The sequence below is a fragment of the Winogradskyella damuponensis genome (assembly GCF_039538385.1).
Lineage (GTDB): Bacteria > Bacteroidota > Bacteroidia > Flavobacteriales > Flavobacteriaceae > Winogradskyella > Winogradskyella damuponensis.
In genome coordinates, this window is sequence record NZ_BAABCB010000018.1 from 287,163 (window position 1) to 311,009 (window position 23,847).

Annotated in this window: 16 protein-coding genes, 3 tRNA genes and 1 pseudogene; 15 read left to right on the top strand and 5 right to left on the bottom strand. The window is 32.1% G+C overall.

The window, feature by feature from the left end; genetic code table 11:
- Positions 1-101: 101 nt before the first annotated feature.
- Entirely contained in the window at positions 102-4,490 is a 4,389-nt protein-coding gene (locus tag ABD730_RS09925; RefSeq protein ID WP_334469383.1) for a translocation/assembly module TamB domain-containing protein, read from the bottom strand.
- 187 nt (positions 4,491-4,677) lie between these two features.
- Between ABD730_RS09925 and tsaD the strand changes: the two genes are divergently transcribed.
- From tsaD to ABD730_RS09960, 7 genes are all read left to right on the top strand, one after another.
- Positions 4,678-5,700: a tRNA (adenosine(37)-N6)-threonylcarbamoyltransferase complex transferase subunit TsaD gene (tsaD, locus tag ABD730_RS09930; RefSeq protein WP_344714284.1), complete on the top strand. Its 1,023-nt coding sequence runs from the start codon at positions 4,678-4,680 to the stop codon at positions 5,698-5,700.
- Between the two features lie 270 nt (positions 5,701-5,970).
- Positions 5,971-6,603, top strand: a complete 633-nt coding sequence (locus ABD730_RS09935) for a peptidylprolyl isomerase (protein ID WP_344714286.1) — start codon at positions 5,971-5,973, stop codon at positions 6,601-6,603.
- Positions 6,603-7,310, top strand: a complete 708-nt coding sequence (locus ABD730_RS09940; RefSeq protein WP_344714288.1) for a 16S rRNA (uracil(1498)-N(3))-methyltransferase — start codon at positions 6,603-6,605, stop codon at positions 7,308-7,310. The genes ABD730_RS09935 and ABD730_RS09940 overlap by 1 nt, the downstream gene beginning before the upstream one ends.
- Positions 7,310-7,951, top strand: coding sequence for a DUF4159 domain-containing protein (locus ABD730_RS09945; RefSeq protein WP_334469391.1), 642 nt, complete (start codon positions 7,310-7,312; stop codon positions 7,949-7,951). The genes ABD730_RS09940 and ABD730_RS09945 overlap by 1 nt, the downstream gene beginning before the upstream one ends.
- An 18-nt stretch (positions 7,952-7,969) precedes the next feature.
- A complete protein-coding gene (locus ABD730_RS09950) occupies positions 7,970-8,473 on the top strand; it encodes a TrmH family RNA methyltransferase (RefSeq protein ID WP_344714290.1) in 504 nt (167 codons plus the stop codon).
- Between the two features lie 49 nt (positions 8,474-8,522).
- Positions 8,523-9,611 carry an AI-2E family transporter gene (locus ABD730_RS09955; RefSeq protein ID WP_344714292.1) on the top strand — a complete coding sequence of 363 codons (1,089 nt, stop codon included), beginning with the start codon at positions 8,523-8,525 and terminating at the stop codon, positions 9,609-9,611.
- A gap of 3 nt (positions 9,612-9,614) precedes the next feature.
- On the top strand, positions 9,615-10,799 hold the full coding sequence (locus ABD730_RS09960) for a THUMP-like domain-containing protein (RefSeq protein WP_344714294.1): 1,185 nt from the start codon (positions 9,615-9,617) through the stop codon (positions 10,797-10,799).
- On the opposite strand, the gene ABD730_RS09965 is transcribed toward ABD730_RS09960, so the two are convergent.
- Positions 10,796-11,392 (bottom strand): hypothetical protein, encoded by a 597-nt coding sequence (locus ABD730_RS09965; RefSeq protein WP_344714296.1) that lies wholly within the window; start codon positions 11,390-11,392, stop codon positions 10,796-10,798. The two genes, ABD730_RS09960 and ABD730_RS09965, sit on opposite strands and share 4 nt — an antisense overlap.
- Positions 11,393-11,600: 208 nt before the next feature.
- Here ABD730_RS09965 and ABD730_RS09970 point away from each other — a divergent pair.
- The 5 genes from ABD730_RS09970 (at position 11,601) to ABD730_RS09990 (ending at position 16,409) form a co-directional block, all read left to right on the top strand.
- Positions 11,601-11,689: transfer RNA gene (locus tag ABD730_RS09970), tRNA-Ser, on the top strand.
- A gap of 57 nt (positions 11,690-11,746) precedes the next feature.
- Positions 11,747-11,821 (top strand) — tRNA-Pro (locus ABD730_RS09975).
- 33 nt (positions 11,822-11,854) lie between these two features.
- Positions 11,855-11,928: transfer RNA gene (locus ABD730_RS09980), tRNA-Arg, on the top strand.
- A gap of 394 nt (positions 11,929-12,322) precedes the next feature.
- Positions 12,323-14,977, top strand: coding sequence for a T9SS type A sorting domain-containing protein (locus ABD730_RS09985; protein ID WP_344714298.1), 2,655 nt, complete (start codon positions 12,323-12,325; stop codon positions 14,975-14,977).
- Between the two features lie 316 nt (positions 14,978-15,293).
- On the top strand, positions 15,294-16,409 hold the full coding sequence (locus tag ABD730_RS09990; protein ID WP_344714300.1) for a formylglycine-generating enzyme family protein: 1,116 nt from the start codon (positions 15,294-15,296) through the stop codon (positions 16,407-16,409).
- Between the two features lie 109 nt (positions 16,410-16,518).
- Here the strand turns inward: ABD730_RS09990 and ABD730_RS09995 are convergent, their stop codons facing one another.
- Positions 16,519-18,093, bottom strand: a complete 1,575-nt coding sequence (locus ABD730_RS09995) for an arylsulfatase (protein ID WP_344714302.1) — start codon at positions 18,091-18,093, stop codon at positions 16,519-16,521.
- A gap of 6 nt (positions 18,094-18,099) precedes the next feature.
- Here ABD730_RS09995 and ABD730_RS10000 point away from each other — a divergent pair.
- Positions 18,100-18,285: pseudogene (locus ABD730_RS10000) on the top strand (alpha-hydroxy-acid oxidizing protein); the annotation flags it as partial.
- A 104-nt stretch (positions 18,286-18,389) separates the two neighbouring features.
- Here the strand turns inward: ABD730_RS10000 and ABD730_RS10005 are convergent.
- Entirely contained in the window at positions 18,390-20,441 is a 2,052-nt protein-coding gene (locus tag ABD730_RS10005) for an HD family phosphohydrolase (protein WP_334466203.1), read from the bottom strand.
- A 114-nt stretch (positions 20,442-20,555) separates the two neighbouring features.
- On the opposite strand from ABD730_RS10005, the gene ABD730_RS10010 reads away from it, so the two are divergent.
- Both ABD730_RS10010 and ABD730_RS10015 read left to right on the top strand, forming a co-directional pair.
- A complete protein-coding gene (locus tag ABD730_RS10010) occupies positions 20,556-21,734 on the top strand; it encodes an acetyl-CoA C-acyltransferase (RefSeq protein ID WP_344714307.1) in 1,179 nt (392 codons plus the stop codon).
- 9 nt (positions 21,735-21,743) lie between these two features.
- A complete protein-coding gene (locus ABD730_RS10015) occupies positions 21,744-22,493 on the top strand; it encodes a C40 family peptidase (protein ID WP_334466209.1) in 750 nt (249 codons plus the stop codon).
- 49 nt (positions 22,494-22,542) lie between these two features.
- On the opposite strand, the gene ABD730_RS10020 is transcribed toward ABD730_RS10015, so the two are convergent.
- On the bottom strand, positions 22,543-23,832 hold the full coding sequence (locus tag ABD730_RS10020) for a tetratricopeptide repeat protein (protein ID WP_334466212.1): 1,290 nt from the start codon (positions 23,830-23,832) through the stop codon (positions 22,543-22,545).
- Positions 23,833-23,847 lie beyond the last annotated feature (15 nt).

The following is a 23,847-nucleotide window of genomic DNA, read 5'->3' on the forward strand; positions in this document are numbered from 1 at the left end:
TACATATAATAATGTGACTATTATCATAAAAAAAATAGCATTAAAGTAATTCAAACGTTTTCGTTAATAAGTATTTTAATATAAATGAAGAATTGAAGGTTTTAAGACTGAGTTTTCGTCTTTTTTTTCTTCATTGTCATGTAATTTGGCATCATTTTTTCATCGTCACTCTCTTTTTTTTGTGACTTATTTTTAGCCTTTTCATCTTTTTTGTTTTTACCCGAAAAGATAATTTGAAGGAGTTCTTTAAAGGTATCAAACTCGACATTATAAGAGAGACCAACACCTTGTGTATACCCTATTTCTTCTCCAAAATTTCTAATACTATTTTCTCTATTAAAAACTTTGGCTTTAAGTGTTCCGTCTTCATTTAATAAAAGATCTATTTGAACATCTCCACTAATAACTGTTTGACTGGCGCTTCCGAATGGTACACCAACTTTACCATTAACTAAAATCTTATCACTTATTTTAGTTTGAAGTGTAACTCCTACTTTATTATTGGTTTGTAATTCTGGTGTGTCTTGTCCTAGTTCTAAATCGATACCAACATCTAAATTTCCATTATTTGTACCAAAAAGATTATTGACAATCCCTGTTAATCGTTCTGAAATGGTACCTGTAAAATTAGCACCTCCTAAACTACTTGAGAACCCTCCTGTTGCTAAGAAAATTAAAGCCTGATTGTCGCGTTCATCTTTAGAGGATAGCCTGTAATCTAACTCTGACTTTACTGTAGAACTTACATTAGGAAATCTAAAATCGAATTGAGGGTCTGGTTGTTCTAATTGACCTGTTAAATGAATTTCGACTTCTACGTCTATACTCTGATTAATAGGATTGTCTAATAATACAGAAGGATTAGCACTACCTTCATACACTGCTTTTAAGTTTAACTCCGCGTTCATTGGATCTCCTTCCCAAACAATACTTCCTCCTTGTTCTACTTTAAACTTTTTTTCTACAACACCTCCATATTTAAAGTTGTATGTTCCGTCATAAACCACAAAATCTCCCCACATATTAAAGGCGCCATTGGTATTGATTAAAAAGTTTAAACCTCCTACACCTCTACCTTTAATAGTACTACCGGCCTCTTTATCTATAACTATTTCAATCACGGCATTTTGATTTACATTTAAATCAAAATCTAAGACTAAACCTTTAACTTCAATTAAATCTGAAACCTCTCCTTTTATTCTGGCAGCTTTTTCTTCTGGACTTAAAAAATGAATAAAAGAGTTGTCTCCAAAACTTTCAGAATCATTTAATGGAATATAAAACTCTGTTCCAGCTTCTGTTCGTCCGTTTATAACTTTAATAACCAGCTGATCTGTTGGTCCTTTTATTTCTGCTTTTCCTGAAATAAAACCTGTACCATAATACAGCTCATCTTCTGTTTCTTCAGTGTTCAACACTAAAAGACGGTCTGTATTTAATTCTAAACCTAATTTCCAATCCGAAAAATTATCATGTGCTATAAACCCATTGAGACTTCCCTTGGAAAAGTATTTAGAATCCGTCATTGAAACGTCATTAAAAACAAATTGCTGCCCTCTTAGTGATACCTTAGAGTCAAAATCAAAACCATAATCTACATTAAGGTATGGAATAGACAAGCCTGCCCTATCTAACAGTAACTCACCATAAATTGCTGGTTTTTTTAAGCTTCCAGTTACATTAGCATAACCAGATACTAAGCCTCTAATATTACTAATAACCCCTTCACCCAAAGGGTTTAATGGATCTAATAAAAATTCTTCAAACACTACATCTAAATCTATAATAGGATTATTTTCTGCAACATCAATAACACCTTTTGCGTCTAACGATTTTAAATTGTCATTAATTAGTGTTACATCTACATTATAGTTTGTAATAGAGTTATTCCCTTCAATTTTAGCTTTTAAGTTTCCTAAATCATAATCATTAACAAAAAGACCACTTACTTCTACATTAGATTTAGGCAAGTACACTCCATTGTTTTGAACCACATCAAGTTTACCATTTACAATACCTTTTAAAGCTAAACTATCTATACGTGGCGTAATTTTAACCAGCTGTACATCTTTAAAATCTACATTAAAATCTTTGTTAACTGAATCCTTTACTTTACCAGAAAGCAAAATTTCTTCATTATCATGTGTAATTTTAATTGGTGAGATATCAAACGTTTTAAAATCTCTATCAAATCGAATTTTATTTAAGGTATCTTTTTTAGAATTTAAAAGCCAATCGTAACCTTTAAATAACACATCTGATTTTCTAAAACCAACTACAGATTTATTAGTTTCGTCAATAGTGTAAAATAAATTTAGGTTAAAATCGTCTGCATTATTTTCTCCACCTTTAAACTCAGACTTGATGAGTAAAGTATCACGTTTTGTAACATTAATTAAGCTAAATTGAGATGCGTTGTATATACCTGCACCAATACTATCTATTTCTATATACGTGTTATATATTGGGTTGCTATTATCTATGTTTATATTGATATTGTTAGCAAAATAGTCTTTAAATTTAATTTCTGGCGAATTAAACGTTAATTCAAATCCTTTCTCATCCGTTTCTATCCTACCTTCAATAAACGTGTTACTTCCTATAGTTAAATCCTTAAAAAATACCGCTGCTATTTTAGAATATATATTGAATCTAAAATTGAGGTATTGCCCTTCTTCTACAATATTTGGAACATAATTCGTGTAAATACTTCCTACTGAATTTTCTACTAATCCAATAATATCTTTAGTTTTAAACTGGCCTGAGACTTTTCCATCTATAATATCTGGGGAGTTTATAGTAATGGTACGTTCGGTATCTCTAAAAGAAGAGACAATATCAAAATCTTGAAAACCATAACTCTTATCTTGATTTTTATACGTTGTATTCTTTATATTAATAGCACCTGTTGCATTGTCTAGTGTTGTACCTCTAGCACTCATGGTTACTAACCCTCTAAATTCTGAAATACTATCTCGTGTAACAAAATTTAATTTATTAAGATTGGCATAACCAACATTAGCCTTAAAATCGAATTTTTTAAGATCTTCAGAAAAATCTACCAAACCATTAAAGTCGAGTTGTAAATTAAGATCTTCAGCTTTTACAATACCATTAAATATTTTATTTCCAAGATCTCCCGAAAGTGAAATATCTCTGTACGTATAACCGTTATAATCTAAAACATAAACATCTCCTTTTACATCTGTTTTTAAATTCTCAATAGTAAACCCTTTACCATCAACATCGAGATTTAAAGAAGCTGTTTTTACTGAAGGTTCATTAATAAGCTCTCCGAGATTAAATTCATCTAAAACAATATTCCCTATATAATTTGCATTGTCAATATTATCGATATCTGTAAGTAGTAAATTAGATTTTATAAACCCTAAATCCGTATCTATCTCCAAATCTGCTTCAACACGCTTAGTTGTGATAAAAGATGTGCCTTTGATATTAAAATTCCCAACCTTAGAAATAACACTAGGAATAGAATTCCCCAATAGTCTTGGTAATAAAGCCGTTAAATCTCTATAATTTGAAGCTAAATTTTGAAAATTCCCTTGTAACGCAAAACTATCGTCGGCCTTACTAAATAAATTCTTAAACGTAATATCACCAATAATTCTTGTATTTCTAGAGGTACTTACATTAAGGTTTTTAGCAATCAAATTATTTAAAGTCCCCGATAAATCTGCATTAAAATTTGCATGTTGACTTACTCCAAATTCATCAAAAAAGACGTTGAGCTCTGTTAAAGAAATATCAGAATCCTTAAAACTTGCGGCTACATTAACTTTGTCTGTAAAATGTTTAAAATCTTCTCGATTATAATCAAATCTTAACTCTCCTTTTAGCTCAGACTGTTCGGTTTTAATATTAAGGTCTCCAAAAGACATATGATCTAATGTGTACTCAAAGTTTGCCATTAAATTCTTAACAGCAATACCTCTACTGTCTCTAAAACTAAATGTATTAATTCGAGATCTTACCTCAGGCCCATTTATTAAAAAATTAGTCGTATTAGCATTAAGCTCAGTAAATTCGAAGATTTCTGGTGTTTCTAGGTTTTCGTCAATTAGTCTAAAAATTCCGTTTTCTATAGATACATCACTAGAAGAGAATAAAAACTCACTTGGACCAACTCTTGGGTTATCATCATCAAATTTTGCTACAAAAACATCTAAATTTGAGTCCTGTTCACCTTGGTATGTTTTTAAATTAAAAATGACATTTTGCAAATCTATATCGCCAAAATTCAACTTACTATTCAAAAGATTCTTAAAACTAATGATAGAACTATTTAATTCACCAACACTTATAAGTGTATCTTTTTTATAATCTCTAATTAAAATTTCTTTCAGTTCAACATCACCATTCAGTTGCAAACCTACTCTACCAACGTTAATATCCGTTTTAAAATCCTTATTAAGTGTATCTGTAACATACCGTCCTAACTTGGTTTGTACAGCAGGAATAGATAATACCAAAAATAAAATGAAAAAAAGTAGCAGTATTATTGCTACTATTTTTCCTAATATTTTAAGTATCCGTTTGATAAAATTAATGCGTTTTAAAGTTTTAAATCTTCACTACCTTTGCAGCAACACTATGCTGTTAATTATGGCAATGAGCTATAACTAACAAAATTAACAATTATTGTGCCTAATATCTACTATGGAAAAAGAAAATATTTATATCCTCGGAATTGAGTCGTCTTGTGACGACACATCTGCTGCCATACTATGCAACGACCAAATTTTAAGTAACGTTGTTGCTGATCAAAAAATACACACAGAGTACGGAGGCGTAGTCCCAGAATTGGCATCTCGAGCGCATCAACAAAATATTGTTCCAGTAGTACACCAAGCCCTAGAAAAAGCAGGAATAAAAAAAGAGCAATTAAACGCTATAGCTTTTACTCGTGGTCCAGGTTTAATGGGATCGTTATTGGTTGGTACATCTTTTGCCAAATCTTTGGCTTTTGGTTTAGATATTCCGCTAATAGACGTAAACCACATGCAAGCGCATATTTTAACACATTTTATAGACGAAAAAGATCATAAAAAACCTCCTTTTCCTTTTTTAGCCATGACTATTTCTGGAGGCCACACACAGATAGTAAAAGTGAATACTCATTTTGATATGGAAGTTTTAGGAGAAACTATAGACGATGCCGTGGGAGAAGCTTATGATAAAAGCGGAAAAGTATTAGGCTTAGGCTATCCTGCTGGGCCAGAAATTGATAGACGTGCACAACTTGGCAATCCAAAGGCTTATCAGTTTACAAAACCAAAAGTCGATGGGTTAAATTTTAGTTTTTCAGGATTAAAAACTAATATTTTATATTTTATTCAGCGCGAAGTAAAAGCAAACCCTAATTTTATTGAAGAAAATCTAAATGACATTTGCGCATCTATTCAATATACCATCATAGGTATTTTAATGGCCAAATTAAAACTAGCGGTAAAGCAAACAGGCATTAAACACATTGCCATTGGCGGAGGTGTTTCTGCTAATTCTAGTATTAGAAAAGCTTTAAAAGATGCCGAACAAAAATTTGGTTGGACGAGTTATATTCCAAAATTTGAATATACTACAGATAATGCCGCAATGATTGCTATTGTTGGTTATTTAAAATATTTAGAAAAGGATTTTTCAGATTTTAATGTTATGGCTACTGCCCGATTAAAAATATAAACGAAGAGTAATTCCAAATTTCTAGTATTTAATAGCGATGTTAACTTTAATTGATATGTGCTTATCTTAACCCTTTTATTGATTACTCCTCAATTTTTTTTCTTTTAAAGGGTTTTAAATTTATTTAAAAATTTAATTTAATTATCAAAAAGCAATCACTTCTTTAAAATTGTTAAAACATCTGTTAACATCCTTACAACTATTCACCTCTATTGTATCTTAAAATTTAGTTGTTTTGCAGTATCCAAATCACTTTAAACAAAATTTAACATGAAACATTTATTTACGCTATTACTTTTAATTCCTTTCTTAGGTTTTTCTCAAATAGCATTAGAGCAACAATTAGATTCTATTTCTACTTCAGATGAAGCTACAACGTTTTTAAAAGAAAACAAGCCCAAACAAGGTAAACTTTTCACATTCAATAAAGAAAAACATAAAACCAGATTAGCTAATGACTTATTTAACCTTTCTAAAGGTGGCAAAAAAGTAATTAGAACAGATTTTAAAAAAACCTACTACAAAGTCATTGATAAAGCTGAAATAGATTATTTAAAATTTAGCATTATTGTAATAGACGCCTCAAAAATGTCTACTGAAGAAGCCATAAAAAAGCGTAACAAGGTAATAGCTCAGTATAAAGAAGGTTACCGTTTTAAAGACTTAGCAAAACACCACTCTACTGATCATACTGCAAAAAAAGGAGGAGATACAGGTTGGATTAAAGCCGGAGAAATGCCAGCTGCTTTTGACGAAGTTGCTTTTGGTAAAAACCATGCTATTGACGAAATATTTTCAATAGACGATATTGAAAATCAAAAATATTATCTCGCTATTAAAACAGAAGACAGAACAGCTATTGAAGAGATTACAGTTTTAAAATTTTCTGAAGACATAGATTAATGCAATTATTCTACAATTCAAATATTTCGGAAACCGATACTAATTTTAGTTTCGATAAAGACGAAAGCCGACACATTGCTAAAGTTTTACGTAAAACAATTGGCGACAAACTACACATTACCAATGGCAAAGGCTGGGTTTTTGTCGCTGAAATTATATTAGCTGAACAAAAAAAATGTGTCGTTTCTATACAGTCTAAAAGCTTACAACCTAAACGTAATTACAATTTACATTTAGCTGTTGCACCAACTAAAATGAACGATAGGTACGAATGGTTTTTGGAAAAAGCTACTGAAATTGGCGTTGAAACCATAACTCCTATTATCTGCGAACACAGTGAAAGAAAAGTGGTAAAGATTGAACGTTTTGAAAAAATCATTCAGTCTGCAATGAAACAATCCCTGCAATATTATTTACCAAAACTTAACAAGCCCATTGCTTTTAAAGATTTTATAGATCAAAATTTTAAGGCTCAAATTTTTATTGCACACTGCGAAGAAACAGATAAAAAATCTTTAAAATCACAATTAAAAACAGCAACAGATTGTACAATCCTCATAGGTCCTGAAGGCGACTTTAGCGTTAAAGAAATCGAAATGGCCTTGCAACGTAACTTTATTCCTGTAACTTTGGGTGAGACACGTTTGCGAACAGAAACAGCTGCAATTGCAGCTTGCCATTCTGTTGCATTTTTAAACGAATTTTAATGAAACTATTTATTTCCTTCTTCTTTTCTCTTTTTTCAGTGTTCTTATTTGCACAAGACCTCGCTATTTTAAAATACAAAGGAGGAGGTGATTGGTATAGCAATCCAACAGCATTACCTAATTTAGTAAAATATTGCAACGATAACATAGATACCAACATTAACGAAAGTATTCAAACCGTTGAAGTTGGTAGTACAGATATTTTTCAATTTCCTTTACTGCACATGACAGGTCATGGAAATGTATTCTTTAGTGATGATGATGCCGAAAACTTGAGGAATTATCTAATTTCTGGTGGGTTTCTTCATATTGATGATAATTACGGCATGGAACCTTATATTACTAAAGAACTCAAAAAGGTATTTCCTAATAGCGATTTAGTTGAACTTCCTAAGGATCATAAAATATTTAGTTCAGCTTTTGAATTTTCTAACGGTTTACCTAAAATCCATGAGCACGACGGAAAAGCACCACAAGCTTTTGGGATTTTTCACGAAAGTAGATTAGTACTATTATTTACTTTTGAAAGTGATTTGGGTGATGGTTGGGAAGACCAAGAAGTACACAACGACCCAGAAGATGTGCGAGAAAAAGCACTTAAAATGGGTGCCAACATTGTAAAGTACGCTTTTGAAAATTAATTTTGCCTTTCCTATTTTATGCAACTAAATCACTACAATTCTAACTTTCAAAAGCAAAAACATCCTATTACAGTAATTTGCGATAATGTAACCAACGCACCAAACATTGGAAGTTTATTTAGAATAGCAGATGCCTTTGGTATTGAAGAGCTTGTTTTTTGTGGTTCCGATATTCCATTGGGTAAACGAATGACAAAAACATCGCGTTCAACTGAAAAGTACGTAACACATAGCATAAACGAAGATATTGAAACACAAACCCAAGCTTTAAAAGCTAAAAACTATTATTTGATTGCTTTAGAAATCACAGAGAATAGTCAGGATTTATCAACTTTTAAATTACAAACCCATCAACCAATTGCGCTAATATTAGGAGATGAAAACTTTGGAGTTTCAGAACCACTATTAAAAAGCGTTGATGCTATTGTACACATTAATATGTTTGGCAATAACAGCAGTATGAATGTGGTACAAGCCACAAGTATTGCGCTTTACGAAATTACAAAACAACTAAATGCTTAAATTTGCCATGCTGAATTTATTTCAGCACCTTTGAGTAAATATGCAAGAGATGAATTCAAAAACAATAGCTAACGGTATTTTAAGAGCATTGGGTGTGATTCTAGCTATAATGTTAGTCTTATATTTTCTTTTTAAAATTCAATCCGTAATCGTTTATATTGCTGTTGCTGCAGTTATTTCTCTAATTGGACGACCAATCATACTATTTTTAAGAGAGCGATTAAAATTTAATAACACCGTTGCAGTTGTAGTGACCATGACCCTTCTTTTAAGTCTTTTAATTGGCTTAGTCGGACTTTTTATTCCGCTAATTATCGAACAAGGTCACAATTTAGCCTTACTAAATATTGATCAATTACAATTAAATATTGAAAATCTATACGATCAAATTATTACTTATTTTCAATTCAACAATATAGATCTCGAACAATCTATTAAAGACTCTCATGTACTCTCTAAACTCGATTTTGCAATCATTCCTAATTTTCTAAATAGTTTTATTAGTGGCTTAGGTACTTTTAGTATTGGTTTATTCTCAGTACTATTTATTTCGTTCTTTTTCCTAAAAGACAGTAAGCTTTTTGAAGATGGTATTATGACCTTTGTGCCAAGCGGGAATGAAGAACGCTCTAAACGCTCTATCACCACAATAAAAGACTTATTATCACGCTATTTCGTTGGACTTATATTTCAAATATTAATTCTTTTTGTTATTTACACCATTGTATTATTAGTGTTTGGAATAGACAATGCCATTGTTATTGCTTTTCTGTGTGCACTTCTTAATTTAGTGCCTTATATTGGACCTTTAGTTAGTGGTTTTTTAATGCTTTTGCTAAGCATGTCTAGTAACTTAGGCGAAAATTTTAGTGAGGTAATTTTACCAAAAACCATGTATGTAATGATTGGGTTTATCTTCGCGCAATTGGTAGATAATTTCTTTAGCCAACCTTATATCTTTTCTAAAAGTGTAAAATCACACCCTTTGGAAATTTTCTTAATTATCATTATTTCCGGAATTTTATTTGGTGTTGTTGGAATGATTGTCGCCATACCAACATACACAGCCATAAAAGTTATCTTGAAAGAATTTTTATCGGATTATAATATAGTTCAAAAACTAACCAAAGGCTTATAGTTAATGTTTAACAAAAACCTACTAAATACTGAAATACAGAATTTTATAAACAACAACCTAAATTCTGATGTTTCAGAATTATTGCTGAAAGGTATACCGTTTAAAGCTGTAGATTCAAAATTAATTATTGAACAAATTGAAGCAAAAAAACGCTGTAAAAAGAAACTACCAACATGGTTTATTACTAAAAATATATACTTTCCCAATAAGCTTAATATAGAACAAACCTCTTCAGAAATTACTGCTCAATATAAATCTAGTTTAGTTTCTGGTAAGCAGATTATGGATCTCACAGGTGGTTTTGGTGTAGATGCATTTTACTTTTCAAAACATGTAGAAAACGTAATACATTGTGAAATTAACCCAGAACTTTCAGCATTAGTTAAACATAACTTAAAAGCACTAAATACTTCAAACATTACATGCTATAATGCAAATGGAATTGACGCTTTAAAAGAAGTTACTCAAACTATAGATTGGATTTATATTGACCCTTCGCGCCGTGATGATTTAAAGCAAAAAGTATTTTTATTAGCAGACTGCGAACCTAATATTAAAACACATCAAAACTTATTGCTACAATGCGCAACAAATGTGATGATTAAAACATCACCTTTATTGGATTTATCAGCAACGCTATCAGATTTACAGCATGTAAAAGAAATTCATATTGTAGCCGTTAACAATGAAGTTAAAGAATTATTATGGATTTTAGAGCGGGGTTTTGAAGGAGACGTTCTCGTAAAAACTGTTAATTTACAAAGAGGTAAAGCTCAATATTTTAAATTTAACTTTAAAGAAGAAGCTGAAGCTGAAGCAAATTACAGCAAGCCACTCACCTATTTGTACGAACCAAATTCTGCAGTTTTAAAATCTGGTAGTTTTAATTCTGTTGCTAACATTCTAAATATTGAAAAACTACACAAACATTCGCATTTATACACATCTGACTCACTTATAGAATTTCCTGGAAGAAGATTTAAAATTGAAAAAATAGTACCCTTTAATAAAAAAGCATTTTCCAAAGAAAAAATATTAAAAGCTAATATAACTACGAGAAACTTTCCGTTATCAGTACATGATATTCGTAAAAAATTCAAAGTTAAAGACGGCGGAACACTCTATTTATTTTTCACAACAAATGTAGATGAAGACAAAATTATTTTGATTTGCTCAAAAGTTCATTAATCACAAAAACCTTTCTGAGCTACAATCATCTCATTACCCCAAAGCTTCATTAAGAAAGAAATATCAATAGGAAAAAAAGAAGAAGAACCATCTACATTATACTTTACAGGGCATTCAATTCTTTTATTATTTACAATTTCGCACTTATGCTTTTTATTATCTGAAATAAAAATGGCTTTGGAATCAATCTTATCATAGACTTTTTTTAAGTCTATTATGGCATATTTTATAAATCCTTTAGCAGTATTCACCTTACTTTTAGCACAATCAATAATGCCATAGGTAAAATAATGTGCTTTCATTTTATAATATTCAGATTCTTGTCGTTCTTTAAATTTATTATCATCACGCCTATACCTAATGGTAAAATCTGAATAGTCTTTATATTGCGCTTCCCTAAATCGCTCTTGTACGCTCATAATTTCATTTCCCTTTCTAAACACATAATCAATACCATCCATCATATCTATATATTGAGCATAGTCCTTTCGCAATCTAACCTCTTGCCACCCTAAAGCCTTATATATTAAAGGTAATGCTAATTGCTGATGTACATAGTCGGAAAAAGCTCTATCTTTTTTGTAACTAGCCATATTTTAAAGTTTAGAACTTAGTTTATACTTTATTTAAACATTTTTTGAAACTTATAAAGTTGAGTAAAATACTTTTATTTGTCTGATAAATATACACTTAAATATACAATCAAAAATATTCAAAAAAAAACTCAAAAAAATTGTTGCGTTCTTTAAAATGTTGCGTTACATTTGCATCCGCATTTAAAGGAATGTTCATATAAATATTGGAGAGGTGCCTGAGTGGCCGAAAGGAGCGGTTTGCTAAATCGTCGTAGGTGGAAACACTTACCCAGGGTTCGAATCCCTGTCTCTCCGCAAATTTACTACAGCTTATGCGACTGTAAGTAATATTTAAAAAGATAATCAAATTTTCGGGGTGTAGCGTAGCCCGGTTATCGCGCCACGTTTGGGACGTGGAGGCCGCAGGTTCGAATCCTGCCACCCCGACTTTTATTGAAATTTTAGAGTTTTACTCTAATTGGTCGCATAGCTCAGCTGGATAGAGCACCTGCCTTCTAAGCAGGCGGTCCTAGGTTCGAATCCTAGTGCGATCACAAAAAGCCTTACTTTTTTAAGTAAGGCTTTTTTGTTCAAAAACATAATAGGATTACTAATAGATAATACCCCACCGTTAAACCTAGAATTTACAGGTTTCATTAGAAAAGGTAATGAAACATTAAAAGAATTAAAGAATACTGTTTTTCATAATCTTAAATTCAACGTAAAATTTACATGTTAACGAGACTATCGTTTGTAATTACTTTTTCCATTTCTAATTATATAAGCCCATATTATAATTAAAGATGCAACATGCTGTTTTAAAGCCTTGTATAGAGTGTTTTACATGAAATGAGTATGTTTTTGAGCGAATTAAGCAAAGTATATATAGTGTATACACTTAATTTTGTAAAAATGTTTTTTAATCTACTTAATAAATCTACTAACATCATGAATAAACAATTACAATTCTTTATACTTTTAGCTCTTATCGGCTTAAGTAACTTTCAATTAAATGCCCAGACCAATGGCACTTATACAAATAATAATGGCACTGGAGATGGCTTATGGTCTACTCCAACTAACTGGACAGGCGGAATAATAGCGGATGCAACTGGTATTGCAACTTTAGAAGCAGATGTAAACGTTAATAGTGATCAAAGCGTTGGAGCTATAATAATAACAGATGCTATAACAATCAGTAGCGCTTCGAATTCAACTTTAACCTTCACTACAGGTAATGGAAATTATATTATAGAAAATAATGCTGCTTCAGGTAATGTTACTATTGATTGCAACATAACTTTAGCCACTAGCGGAAGATTTAAAAATGTATCAGGAGCTAGTACTATTTTTACAAATGGCAACACGATTAGTTCAAGTACTTTTGGTCTTACTATTGAAAATGAATCATCTAATCCTTTTGAATTTCATGGAGAAATTACAGGATCAGGTCTTTTTAATATTATAAATGCAGCTGGTGCTGATGGAGGAGTAACTTTTGAAGCTACTTCAGATTTATCCACTTTTACAGGAGGATTTAAAACGAGAAACAATCCAATTATTTTTAATAGTACTAATGTAATTACTGACTCTAATACTATAGAATTAGAAGGAAGTAGTACTCTTACTTTTAACGTTGCAGATTCGTTTGAAGGAAACATTTATAAAGATTCTCAAGTAAATAATACATCTGTAGTCACATTTAATAAAAACCAAAGTAATTTAGGTTACTTAAGAGTACTTACTAGACCCTTAAGTTTGGGCTTTGCTCCAGAAGTTACGCTTGTGCAATTTTCTTCATATACAACTTCGGCTACAGAAGGAGTCGTAGATTTACAAAATTATTATTCTGGTGTTCTTAGAATAGGAACCACAGCTACTGAGGTTTCTCAAACAATATTAGACTCGTGGCTTCTTGATGGTGTTGAACCTACAGATGGTACTATAGTACAAGATGCATCTGGTTATATTAGAGTTCCAAAAATTGCTTCAACAACGGCGGACCCTATTGATTGGGAAGATGGTTCTTCTTGGATAGGAGGAATTGTTCCTACAGCTACAGATAATGTAATAATACAAGGTAATTTACAAATAAATACAGACGTTACCGTAAACGATTTTACAATTATTGAAGTTGGTGCTATAGAAAGAGTAAAAGTTGAGGCAGGGCACTCACTTACTATAAATGGTAATGCCATTACAAAAAATAACCTTTTTGCATATTCAACGTCATCGACTTTTGGAAGTTTAATTTTTAATGGAACCGTAAATGGAGACATTAGATATTATAGATATGTAAATGGAAATCCTAATGGTAATGACTTAATAGCATCTCCTGTTGATCAAAATTTTTCAACTCTAGCAAATAATAATGATGCTGAACTTGTATCAAACCCTAGTAATCCCGATCAAAAATTATTTGGCCCTTTTGATAATACAAATGGTGAATTTCTAAATTGGAATAAGACTGGTAGCGATGTAATAGTGCCAGGTGAAGGTTATAGAGCAGGAACTGTTAGTGGAAGCACGATGTATTTTAAAGGAACAGTACCAAACTCTCCTGTAGCAAATGTGTCAGTAACTATTTCAAACGGAGGAGACACTACATATGGTTTATGGAACTTAATTGGAAATCCCTTCCCTTCTTATTTAGATTTTGGTGAATTTTGGACTGAAAACTCAGGTGCATTAAATGGCGGCGGCGGAGCTTATCAGGCGATTTATGGATATGATGCTAATGATGCTAACGGTAGTAATTATACGATTTGGAATAATATAAACTCTTCAGATAAAATTACACCAAGTCAAGGATTCTTTGTTAGAACAATTTCTGGAGGCACAGTAACATTTACACCTGCTATGCGAACTCTTGGTACTTCTGATGACTTTATAGTTGGAAGATCATCAACACCTAACTTTTTGTTATCAGAATTATTTTTATCTAATGCATCTTCTACGCAAACTACAAAAATATACTTTGCAGAGCATCAAACAAGAGGTTTAGATCCAGGTTATGATGCTGCTGCTTTCACAGGTTCTACTAATGGTATTTATACTCATCTTGTAGAGCATAATGAAGGATTAGAATTTGCGATTCAGGCTTTACCTTATAACGATTTTAATGATGTGGTTGTACCACTTGGTGTTAAAGGAGATGCTGGCACACAATTAACCATTGGTTTAAATGTAGAAACGGCTTCTATACCATCACATATTAATGTGTATCTTGAAGATAACATTACTAATACATGGACCTTATTAAATACTGGAGATTATGTATTTACACCATCTGACAATTTAAACGGAACAGGACGATTCTATATACATTACTCTTCATCTGCATTATCTATAAAAGATAACTTGTTAAATGGTTTAAACATCTATTCAGAACAAGCAACGAAAACTGTAGTGATTAAAGGCCAATTAAACACAAATACAACAGCTGTAGTATACGATATGCACGGCAGAATAGTATTACAACAAGCCTTGGATACTTCTAATACAACAAACATTGTTGAAGTGAATGCGCTAAGAACTGGTGTCTATATTGTTGAATTAAAAAGTGAAACACAAAATAGAACCCAAAAAATTATTATTAATTAAAAATATAAAATCAACACCTTAACGTGTTGAATATAGATATCCTTTTGAATTGATTAATAGCCCAAAAAACCGCAATATTTGAAAAAATGTTACGGTTTTTTTTCATATAGAATATCTCTTAGCACTGTCTTATGATTAAATTTCTAATGTAAACATGAAATATCAAGGACCATAACTAGTTAAATTAATAAGAATTATTTGTAATGTTATGACTCCAAATTAGTTTATTTACAAGTGGAAAACTAAATCTTTTAAAGAACGACTACTAATTTGCACACTATTTAAATTAAGAAATAAATACTAAAAATAAAACAACATGTATCAACAACGCTTAACAAAACAATTCGCTTATTTGGCTTTTGCTTTAGTACTGTTCTCATCAGTTTCTAGCTGTAAAAATGAAGACCAGAAAAAATCTTCTGAACCTAAAACTGAAGCTAAAGCGGAACCAACTTCAAAAATGGAAACACCTGAAGGTATGGTTTGGGTAGAGAAAAAAACGTTTATACAAGGGGCAAAAGACACCGATAATTATGCCATGCCAAGAGAAAAGCCTGCACATTGGGTTACTGTTGATGGTTTTTTTATGGATATCACTGAGGTTACCAACAAGCAGTTTAAAGCCTTTGTAGAAGCTACAAACTATATAACTATAGCAGAACGTGAGATTGATTGGGAAGAAATGAAAAAAGAATTGCCTCCAAACACACCAAAACCTCATGATTCTATTCTACAACCTGGAAGTTTAATTTTCAATAAAGACGTTAATGCTGTTGTAAACATGGAAAACTATGGCCAATGGTGGACATGGAAAACAGGAGCGAATTGGAGACATCCTGATGGTCCAGAATCGACTATTGAAGGTAAAGATGATTATCCTGTAGTACACGTGGCCTACCAAGATGCTTTAGCGTATTGTGAGTGGGCCAATAGACGTTTACCAACCGAAGCCGAATGGGAATCTGCTGCTCAAGGTAAAAATACGAACACTATTTTTACTTGGGGTAATGATGCCGCTAAATTAGATGCTAATGCTAATACTTGGCAAGGTGTGTTTCCTACAAAAAATGAGTCTCAAGATGGTTTTGAATTTATCTCTCCAGTAAAATCGTATCCTCCAAATAGTATTGGTTTATACGATATGGCTGGAAATGTATGGGAAATAACTAGTGATTTCTTTAGTGTAAAATATTACAGTGAATTAGACACGTCTAAGCCAATTGTAAACCCTAAAGGAGCAGCAACTCATTTTAATCCTAATAATCCGTATCAAGTAGAACACGTGATGAAAGGTGGGTCTTTTTTGTGCCATGCCTCATACTGTGCTAGTTTTAGAATATCGGCTAAAATGGGTGTTTCTGTAGATTCTGGGTCCGATCATATGGGCTTTAGAACAGTTGCTACACCAGATATGTTAACTTCTAAAGAATAATATATACGGTTCACATATATCAATAAAAAAAGGGAAAGCTAACTTTCCCTTTTTTTATTTCATAAAATGATTTACAATACGGATTTGTAAAGCGTAATCTCTAAAACAGTTAGTCTATCATAGAGAATTCTTTTGATACTCTAGTCACTTTAATATAAAATGCTCCCCAGTCTTCACCTTTATCGGTTGTAAACCAAGCACTCATATCCGTTTCACCTTTAGTAAAATTACCTGTAAAGCTTATTACTTTTGCGTCCTTTTCTACAGCTTTGGTTTGTTCCCAAGCCCCGATTTTTACACCACCAGATTTAAAATTCATTGTTCTACCTTCTGCAATAGCTTCCGTAGAAATGGTGCCTTCTTTTCCGGCAACAGCTGCATTTATTGCTAAATCAGCTTCAAAAGGCCACCTGCTTAATTCAATAGTATACGTTCCAGACTGTTCAAATGCTACGGTAAATTCACCTCCCATTGGATTCTTTTTCGCTTCTCTAATGTAATTTTGATTCCATGGAATTTTAGAATCGTGCACATGTGTATCATGACAGGTTAGTTCTATAGGATTTTGATTATCAGAACCTAAAACAATGATTGGAAATTGATTAAACTCTGTAGATACAGAACTCCACCATTCATTATAGTAACCTCGCATTTGTTCTACTTTTTCAGGAAACTGAGCAGCTAAGTCATTGTCTTGACCTGGATCTTTAGAAATATCATATAATTCTTTACCATTAACCAATCGCATTTTGTCTGACATCACGGCACTTTTTCTCCATTTTATTGGGCTTTGTACACGTTGCGAATCGGTGATAAGATAGTCTCTACCAATGGTTTCTTCTTCTCCTAAAAGCAGTGAAGAAATATCTGAACCGTCCATTTTCTTTTGTCTCTCTGGTAATTCTAAATTACATAAGGTTGCTAAAGTTGGTAAAATATCTAAATGTGCTGTTAAATCCGTGACATCTTTACCTCCATTAATATGCTTTTCTGGATACGAAATAAAAAACGGTACACGGTGTCCTCCTTCATATTCACTATTTTTTGTGCCTTTCATTCCTCCATTAAAACCGTATAATTGACCTCCTACTGTTTTATATCCTGAAGCGGTTCCGTTATCCGTCATAAAAATAACGATGGTATGATCTGCAATTTTTAAGTCTTTCAATTTCTTTTGAAGCTTCGCAAAGTTGTCATCCACGTTGGTAATCATTCCGTAGAAGATTTTTTGAAACTCCGGAATATCTAAATCTTTGTATTGATTATAATAGGTTTCTGGCACATTGAAAGGAAGGTGTGGCGCATTGGCAGAAATATAAGCGAAGAATGGTTCATCTTTCTTCTCTTCAATATATTTTATAGCTTCATCAAACCATACATCGGTACAATAGCCTTCAAATTTTGTTGGTACTCCATTTTTAAAATAGGTATCATCAAAATAATCGTTATCCCAATAATCTGGTGTCTGACCAACTCCACCTCCACCATGGGTGATGGTGTATTCAAAACCTTTATCTTGAGGTCTAGAAGGATAAGTATCTCCTAAATGCCATTTTCCAAACATCGCGGTTTTGTAACCATTTTCTTGAAACACTTCAGCCATAGTCACCTCATCTTGTCTTAGAATTGACACACCACCGATGGTATGCCAAACGCCAACTCTGTTAGCATATCTTCCGGTCATTAAACCAGATCGCTTGCTACTGGAGCTAAATTTACATTTATGGGACGCTCATTTATGTATGGAGTTTCGGCTTTAGGGCATAAAGGTGGTGATCATACTATTTCACTTTTAAAAACAGAACTACAACAAGTGATGGAACAAATATGTTGTGAACGCGTTGAAGATTTACCGAAGCATTTATTAATAAAATAAATTTCCCCTAATAATAAAACTTAATTAAAAACATAGTAATTGTTGTTTAGTAAACGATTATTTTTTTAGAAGAAAAAGCCGCTGTAGGGAGTGGCTTTTTTTTATTATTCAGGGTACTCTATTCTTAGATGGTAAATATTCGCTAATTTATGTTTAAGTACTTTTTTGATAGATTGAATTTCTTTAAACGTAATATTCGCATTTAAAAACTGGCCACTCTCCATTTGTTTATTGATTATGTTTTCAACAAAATCATTAATCTTTGTACTTGTAGGATCTTTTAAACTTTTTGAAGCAGCTTCTACACTATCACACATCATTAAAATTGCTGTTTCTTTACTAAATGGTTTTGGACCTGGATAAGTAAAATCGCTGATATCAACATTTTCATTCTCAGCTTTTTCTTTCATATAAAAATAATACACTAAGCTGGTACCATGATGTGTTCTAATAAAATCTATAACACGATCTGGTAAATTGTATTTTTTAGCAATTTCAATGCCTTTAATTGTGTGATCAATAATGATTTTCGCAGATTCTTTATTCGATAATTCGTCATGAGGATTAATACCCGTACTCTGGTTTTCTGTAAAATACGTTGGATTATTCATCTTGCCAATATCATGATACAAGGCTCCTACTCTAATTAACATAGCATTAGCTCCAATTTCATTAGCTGAAGCTTCAGCCAAATTAGCTACATTTAATGAATGATGAAATGTCCCTGGAGCTCTGTTTGATAATTCTTTTAGCAATTTTGTATTTGTATCAGACAATTCTAATAAAGATACGTCAGACACCAGTCCAAAAATCTTTTCATAAATATAGATTAAAGGCTGAACAAACAAAGTCGCTAAACCACAAAGCACAAATAAACCAAAGGTTTCCCATTTTAGACCTGTTAATTGCCCTTCGTGAATAACGAAAAACGCAAAATAAGCAATGATATAAATAAATGTTATTTGTCCTACTGATATAAAAAGGTTAGCTCTTTTATATAATTCTGAGACCGTTAAAATCGTTACCATTCCTGCAATAATCTGAAGAAACATATACTCGTAACTATTAGGTACAATAAAACCTAAAAGTAATACCGTAAGTACATGTGTAAAGAGACCTAATCTTGCATCGAAAAAAGCTTTTAGTACGAGTGGTAAAATACATAATGGCACCACATAGATATACTGAGAATTAAAGTTAATAACCAAAGTGCTTAACAATATCATTAATGCGATATTAAAAAATATAAACGTCACCTTAGTGTTGTTTAAAAAGACTTCGAGTCTATATTTTCTTAAAAACAATAATAACATGAGTAATGCCAATGCCACCAATAGTGTGTAAGCTACAAGAACCCAATTATAATTAGCAGAATTCCATACTTGAGATTCATATTCGGATTTTAAAGAGCTTAAAATAACGTATTGATCTTCCTCTACTACTTGTCCTTTAGAAACTATGAGTTGGTCTTTTTCAATACGTCCTCTCGTTAAAGAAATTCGTGACAATTCCTCTTCTAAAGCTTTATCACTAAGACTTTTATTGAGTTTTATATTAGGTTTAATAACATCGAAAAAAATAGAGACTATACGCTTTTTTGTATCTATAGATAATGTATTTCCTAAATCCTTCTCTACAAGTGCTCTCCATTCACTTAACTCATACAAACTGCCATATTGCAACTCTTTTTGAATGGTATTAGATGACGTTAAAAATACAGGTCTATCTTTATCATAATTATAATCTAAATCTAATATTCCGGAATTATAAAGCTTGTTTACAATTGATTTACCATGATTAAATAACGTTGTATTTTCAGTTCTAAGAGTACTAGAATCTTTAAATACTTGGTTAAATCTCATCGTAAAATCTAACAAAACATCGTCTTCAACACCTTTAGTGACCTCAAAATACAAAGGACTATGATTTTTAATTTCGCGTTGTTCTTTGTCTATTTCACTTTGGGATTTCTTTATCGCAAAATTAAATGGAGCATATAGGTTTTCGGATTGCCATGGCTTACCCTTTTCAAAAGAGTATCTAAACTTCCCTGTTTTAGGAAACAAGTAAACAATAAACAATGTGGTTAATAAGAATAATAATATCTTATAAACTAAAGCATGATTCTTATACCATTTATTGAGGAATACATTCATATACAATCAAATGTAATAAATATTAGAATTTTAGACTGCTAATATCATTAATACATTCTAAAATCTCTTAAAAAATGTTTAATTTCGCTCCAAATAACATCAAATATAATCACAATGAATAAGGACGTCGTTATAGTTTCAGCAGTTAGAACACCAATTGGAAGTTTTTTAGGAAGTTTATCTACAGTACCAGCACCTCGATTAGGAGCTGCGGCTATTAAAGGAGCTTTAGATAAAATTAATTTAAAACCAGAGCTAGTAGATGAAGTCATTATGGGAAATGTTGTGCAAGCTGGTACAGGACAAGCTCCTGCAAGACAAGCTGCTATTTACGCAGGATTACCAAACACAATTCCATGTACTACAGTTAACAAAGTATGTGCTTCAGGAATGAAAGCTGTAATGCAAGCTGCTCAAGCTATACAATTAGGTGATGCAGAAATAGTTGTTGCCGGTGGAATGGAGAACATGAGTTTAATTCCACATTATTATCATGCAAGAACTGGTACAAAATTTGGACCAGCAACGCTTGAAGACGGTATGCAAAAAGACGGATTAGTTGACGCTTATGACAATAATGCCATGGGAGTTTGTGCCGATTTATGTGCAACTGAATATAAATTCTCTAGAGAAGATCAAGATGCTTTTGCTGTTCAGTCTTATGAACGTTCTAAAGCGGCTTGGGATGCTGGAAAATTTGAGAATGAAGTTATTGCTGTTGAAGTTCCTCAACGTCGTGGAGAACCTGTAATTGTTGATAAAGATGAAGAATATACGAATGTGAGAATGGATAAAATTCCTGCATTACGTCCTGCATTTACTAAAGACGGAACAGTTACTGCTGCAAATGCATCTACAATTAACGATGGAGCTGCAGCTATGATATTAATGAGCAGAGAAAAAGCTGAAGAATTAGGCTTACAACCTATTGCTGTTATAAAAGGGTATGCAGATGCTGCACATGAACCAGAATGGTTTACAACAGCGCCTGCTAAAGCTTTACCAAAAGCATTAGCTAAAGCGAATATTGATATAAAAGACGTTGATTTCTTTGAATTTAACGAAGCATTCTCTATTGTTGGATTAGCTAATATGAAAATTTTAGGATTAGACGATAGTAATGTAAATGTTAATGGTGGTGCCGTTTCTTTAGGACATCCACTTGGATGCTCTGGCGTAAGAATTTTAGTGACCTTAATCAACGTATTACAACAAAATAACGCCAATATTGGAGCAGCTGCTATTTGTAATGGCGGTGGAGGTGCTTCTGCAGTGGTATTAGAACGCGCTTAACCAAACTCTATGCAATACGGCATTTGCAATCTTGGCATTGTACCTATACGATTAGAACCTAGCGATACCAGTGAAATGGTAACGCAAGCTCTGTATGGTGACTTTTTTAAAGTGCTTGAGCAACGAAAAAAGTGGAGTCGCATCCGTTTTGCTTTCGATAAATATGAAGGTTGGATAGATAATAAGCAATACTTAGAAATTGATGCGTCTAATTATAATGACCTAAATAAATCTGGTGTTAATTTATCCAAAGATTTAATTGAATTTGTATCAGATGCTTCAAATAATTTATATCCTATTCCTGTTGGTTCAGATTTAAATGGGTTAAACATACTTAAGCATAACTTTGATGGTACTGCCTTAACCTCAAAAAGCGCTAAAGAAAATATTGTTAAATCATCTTTTTTATTCTTGAATGCCCCCTATTTATGGGGTGGAAAATCACCTTTTGGAATTGATTGTTCTGGATTTACACAAATGGTATATAAACTCAATGGGTATAAATTATTTAGAGATGCTTCTGAACAAGCAACACAAGGGGAAGCTCTAAGCTTTATTGAAGAAAGTGAACCTGGTGATTTAGCCTTTTTTGATAATGCAGAAGGCAACATTACTCATGTAGGTATTATCATGAAAGATAATTACATTATCCATGCGCATGGCAAAGTAAGAATTGATCGTTTAGATCATAGTGGTATTTATAATATTGATAAGAATACACATACCCACAAACTGAGAGTTATTAAAAAAATAGTATAAAAAAAAGCGGCTTTTCAGCCGCTTTTTTTATACTATTTTGAATCTAATTTTAATTTCCACCTGCAGCAGAAGCTTCCATTTTTTCAATCCTAGCTCTCATAGCTTTAAACTTATCAGTTTCACCTAAAGCGCTATATATGTTCATTAACGTTTTAGCCGCATCTATATTAGTATTTCTCAACTCTAAAGCTTTCTCTAAAAAAGGAATAGCTTGATAATACAATTGCGAACGTTTTTCTTTTAACTCATCATATTTTCTGTTATCTGCAGAACTATTTCCTAAGCTATTCATCTCTTCAACAATCTTAGCTTCACCTTCTAACATTACAACTGCAATATTGTTATAAGCATCTACATAACCAGGGTTAATAGAAATAGCTTTTTCATAATATTTTATAGCAGCTTCTGGGTTACCACCTTCAGCAGCTAACACACCTAAATTATACTGTAATTCAGCATTATTAGGATCTTTAGTAGTTGCTTCTTCCATTAATTCTTTAAATCTTTCTCTGTTACCCATTTTTAGGTAAACATTAGCTTCTGATAATAATAAACCTAAATCATCAGGATTTTCTGCTCTAGCATCAGCCATAGCTCCTAAAGCTTTTTCATTATCTCCTTGTGATACATATATTAAAGCGATGTTCTTTACTATTTCAGCTGTTTTAGATTCGCTTTTAGCATCTCTAGGCTTAGTATGAGCTTTAGATTTTACAGAAAAATTTCTTGTTTGCTTATTGGCAAACAATTCTTCTTCACCAGTTTCTACATTTGTAGCATAGTAATTCATTTGGATACCTGTATATCCCATGTTTTTTAATTCTACATAATAGTCTAAAGCAGTATCATAATCTTGAGAAGTTACAGCAGCAGAAGCAGCGTAATAAAGATATAACGTATCTTTAGGAGACATTCTGTAAACTTTTTCAAAGCCTTTTGCAGCAACAGTGTAATTCTTACTACTAAACGCATTGTTAGCTTTAGTTAGAAATGTATTAACCATTCCTAATGACATTTCATTAGCTTCTTGGGTATATTTTAATTTCCCCATTTTAGATTCTAATTCTTTCAAGTCATCTAAACTTACTATAGCTTCATCTATATCTTTATCAGAACCTTTTCCTTCTGCATAAAGAGCTTTAGCTTTAAGGAAATAGAATTTGGCTTTAGACTTATCATCCATATTTCCTATTAATGCTTCTGCAGCTGATACTGCAGATTTAGCATCTCCAAAATTCGAATTTTTTAGTGCTTTTTCAATGGCTTTAATCTCGTTCTTTTGTGCAAAAGACATTGAGGAAACAATTAAAAGTAACACTAATGTCAGTAATTTTTTCATCTTGTAATAAATAGT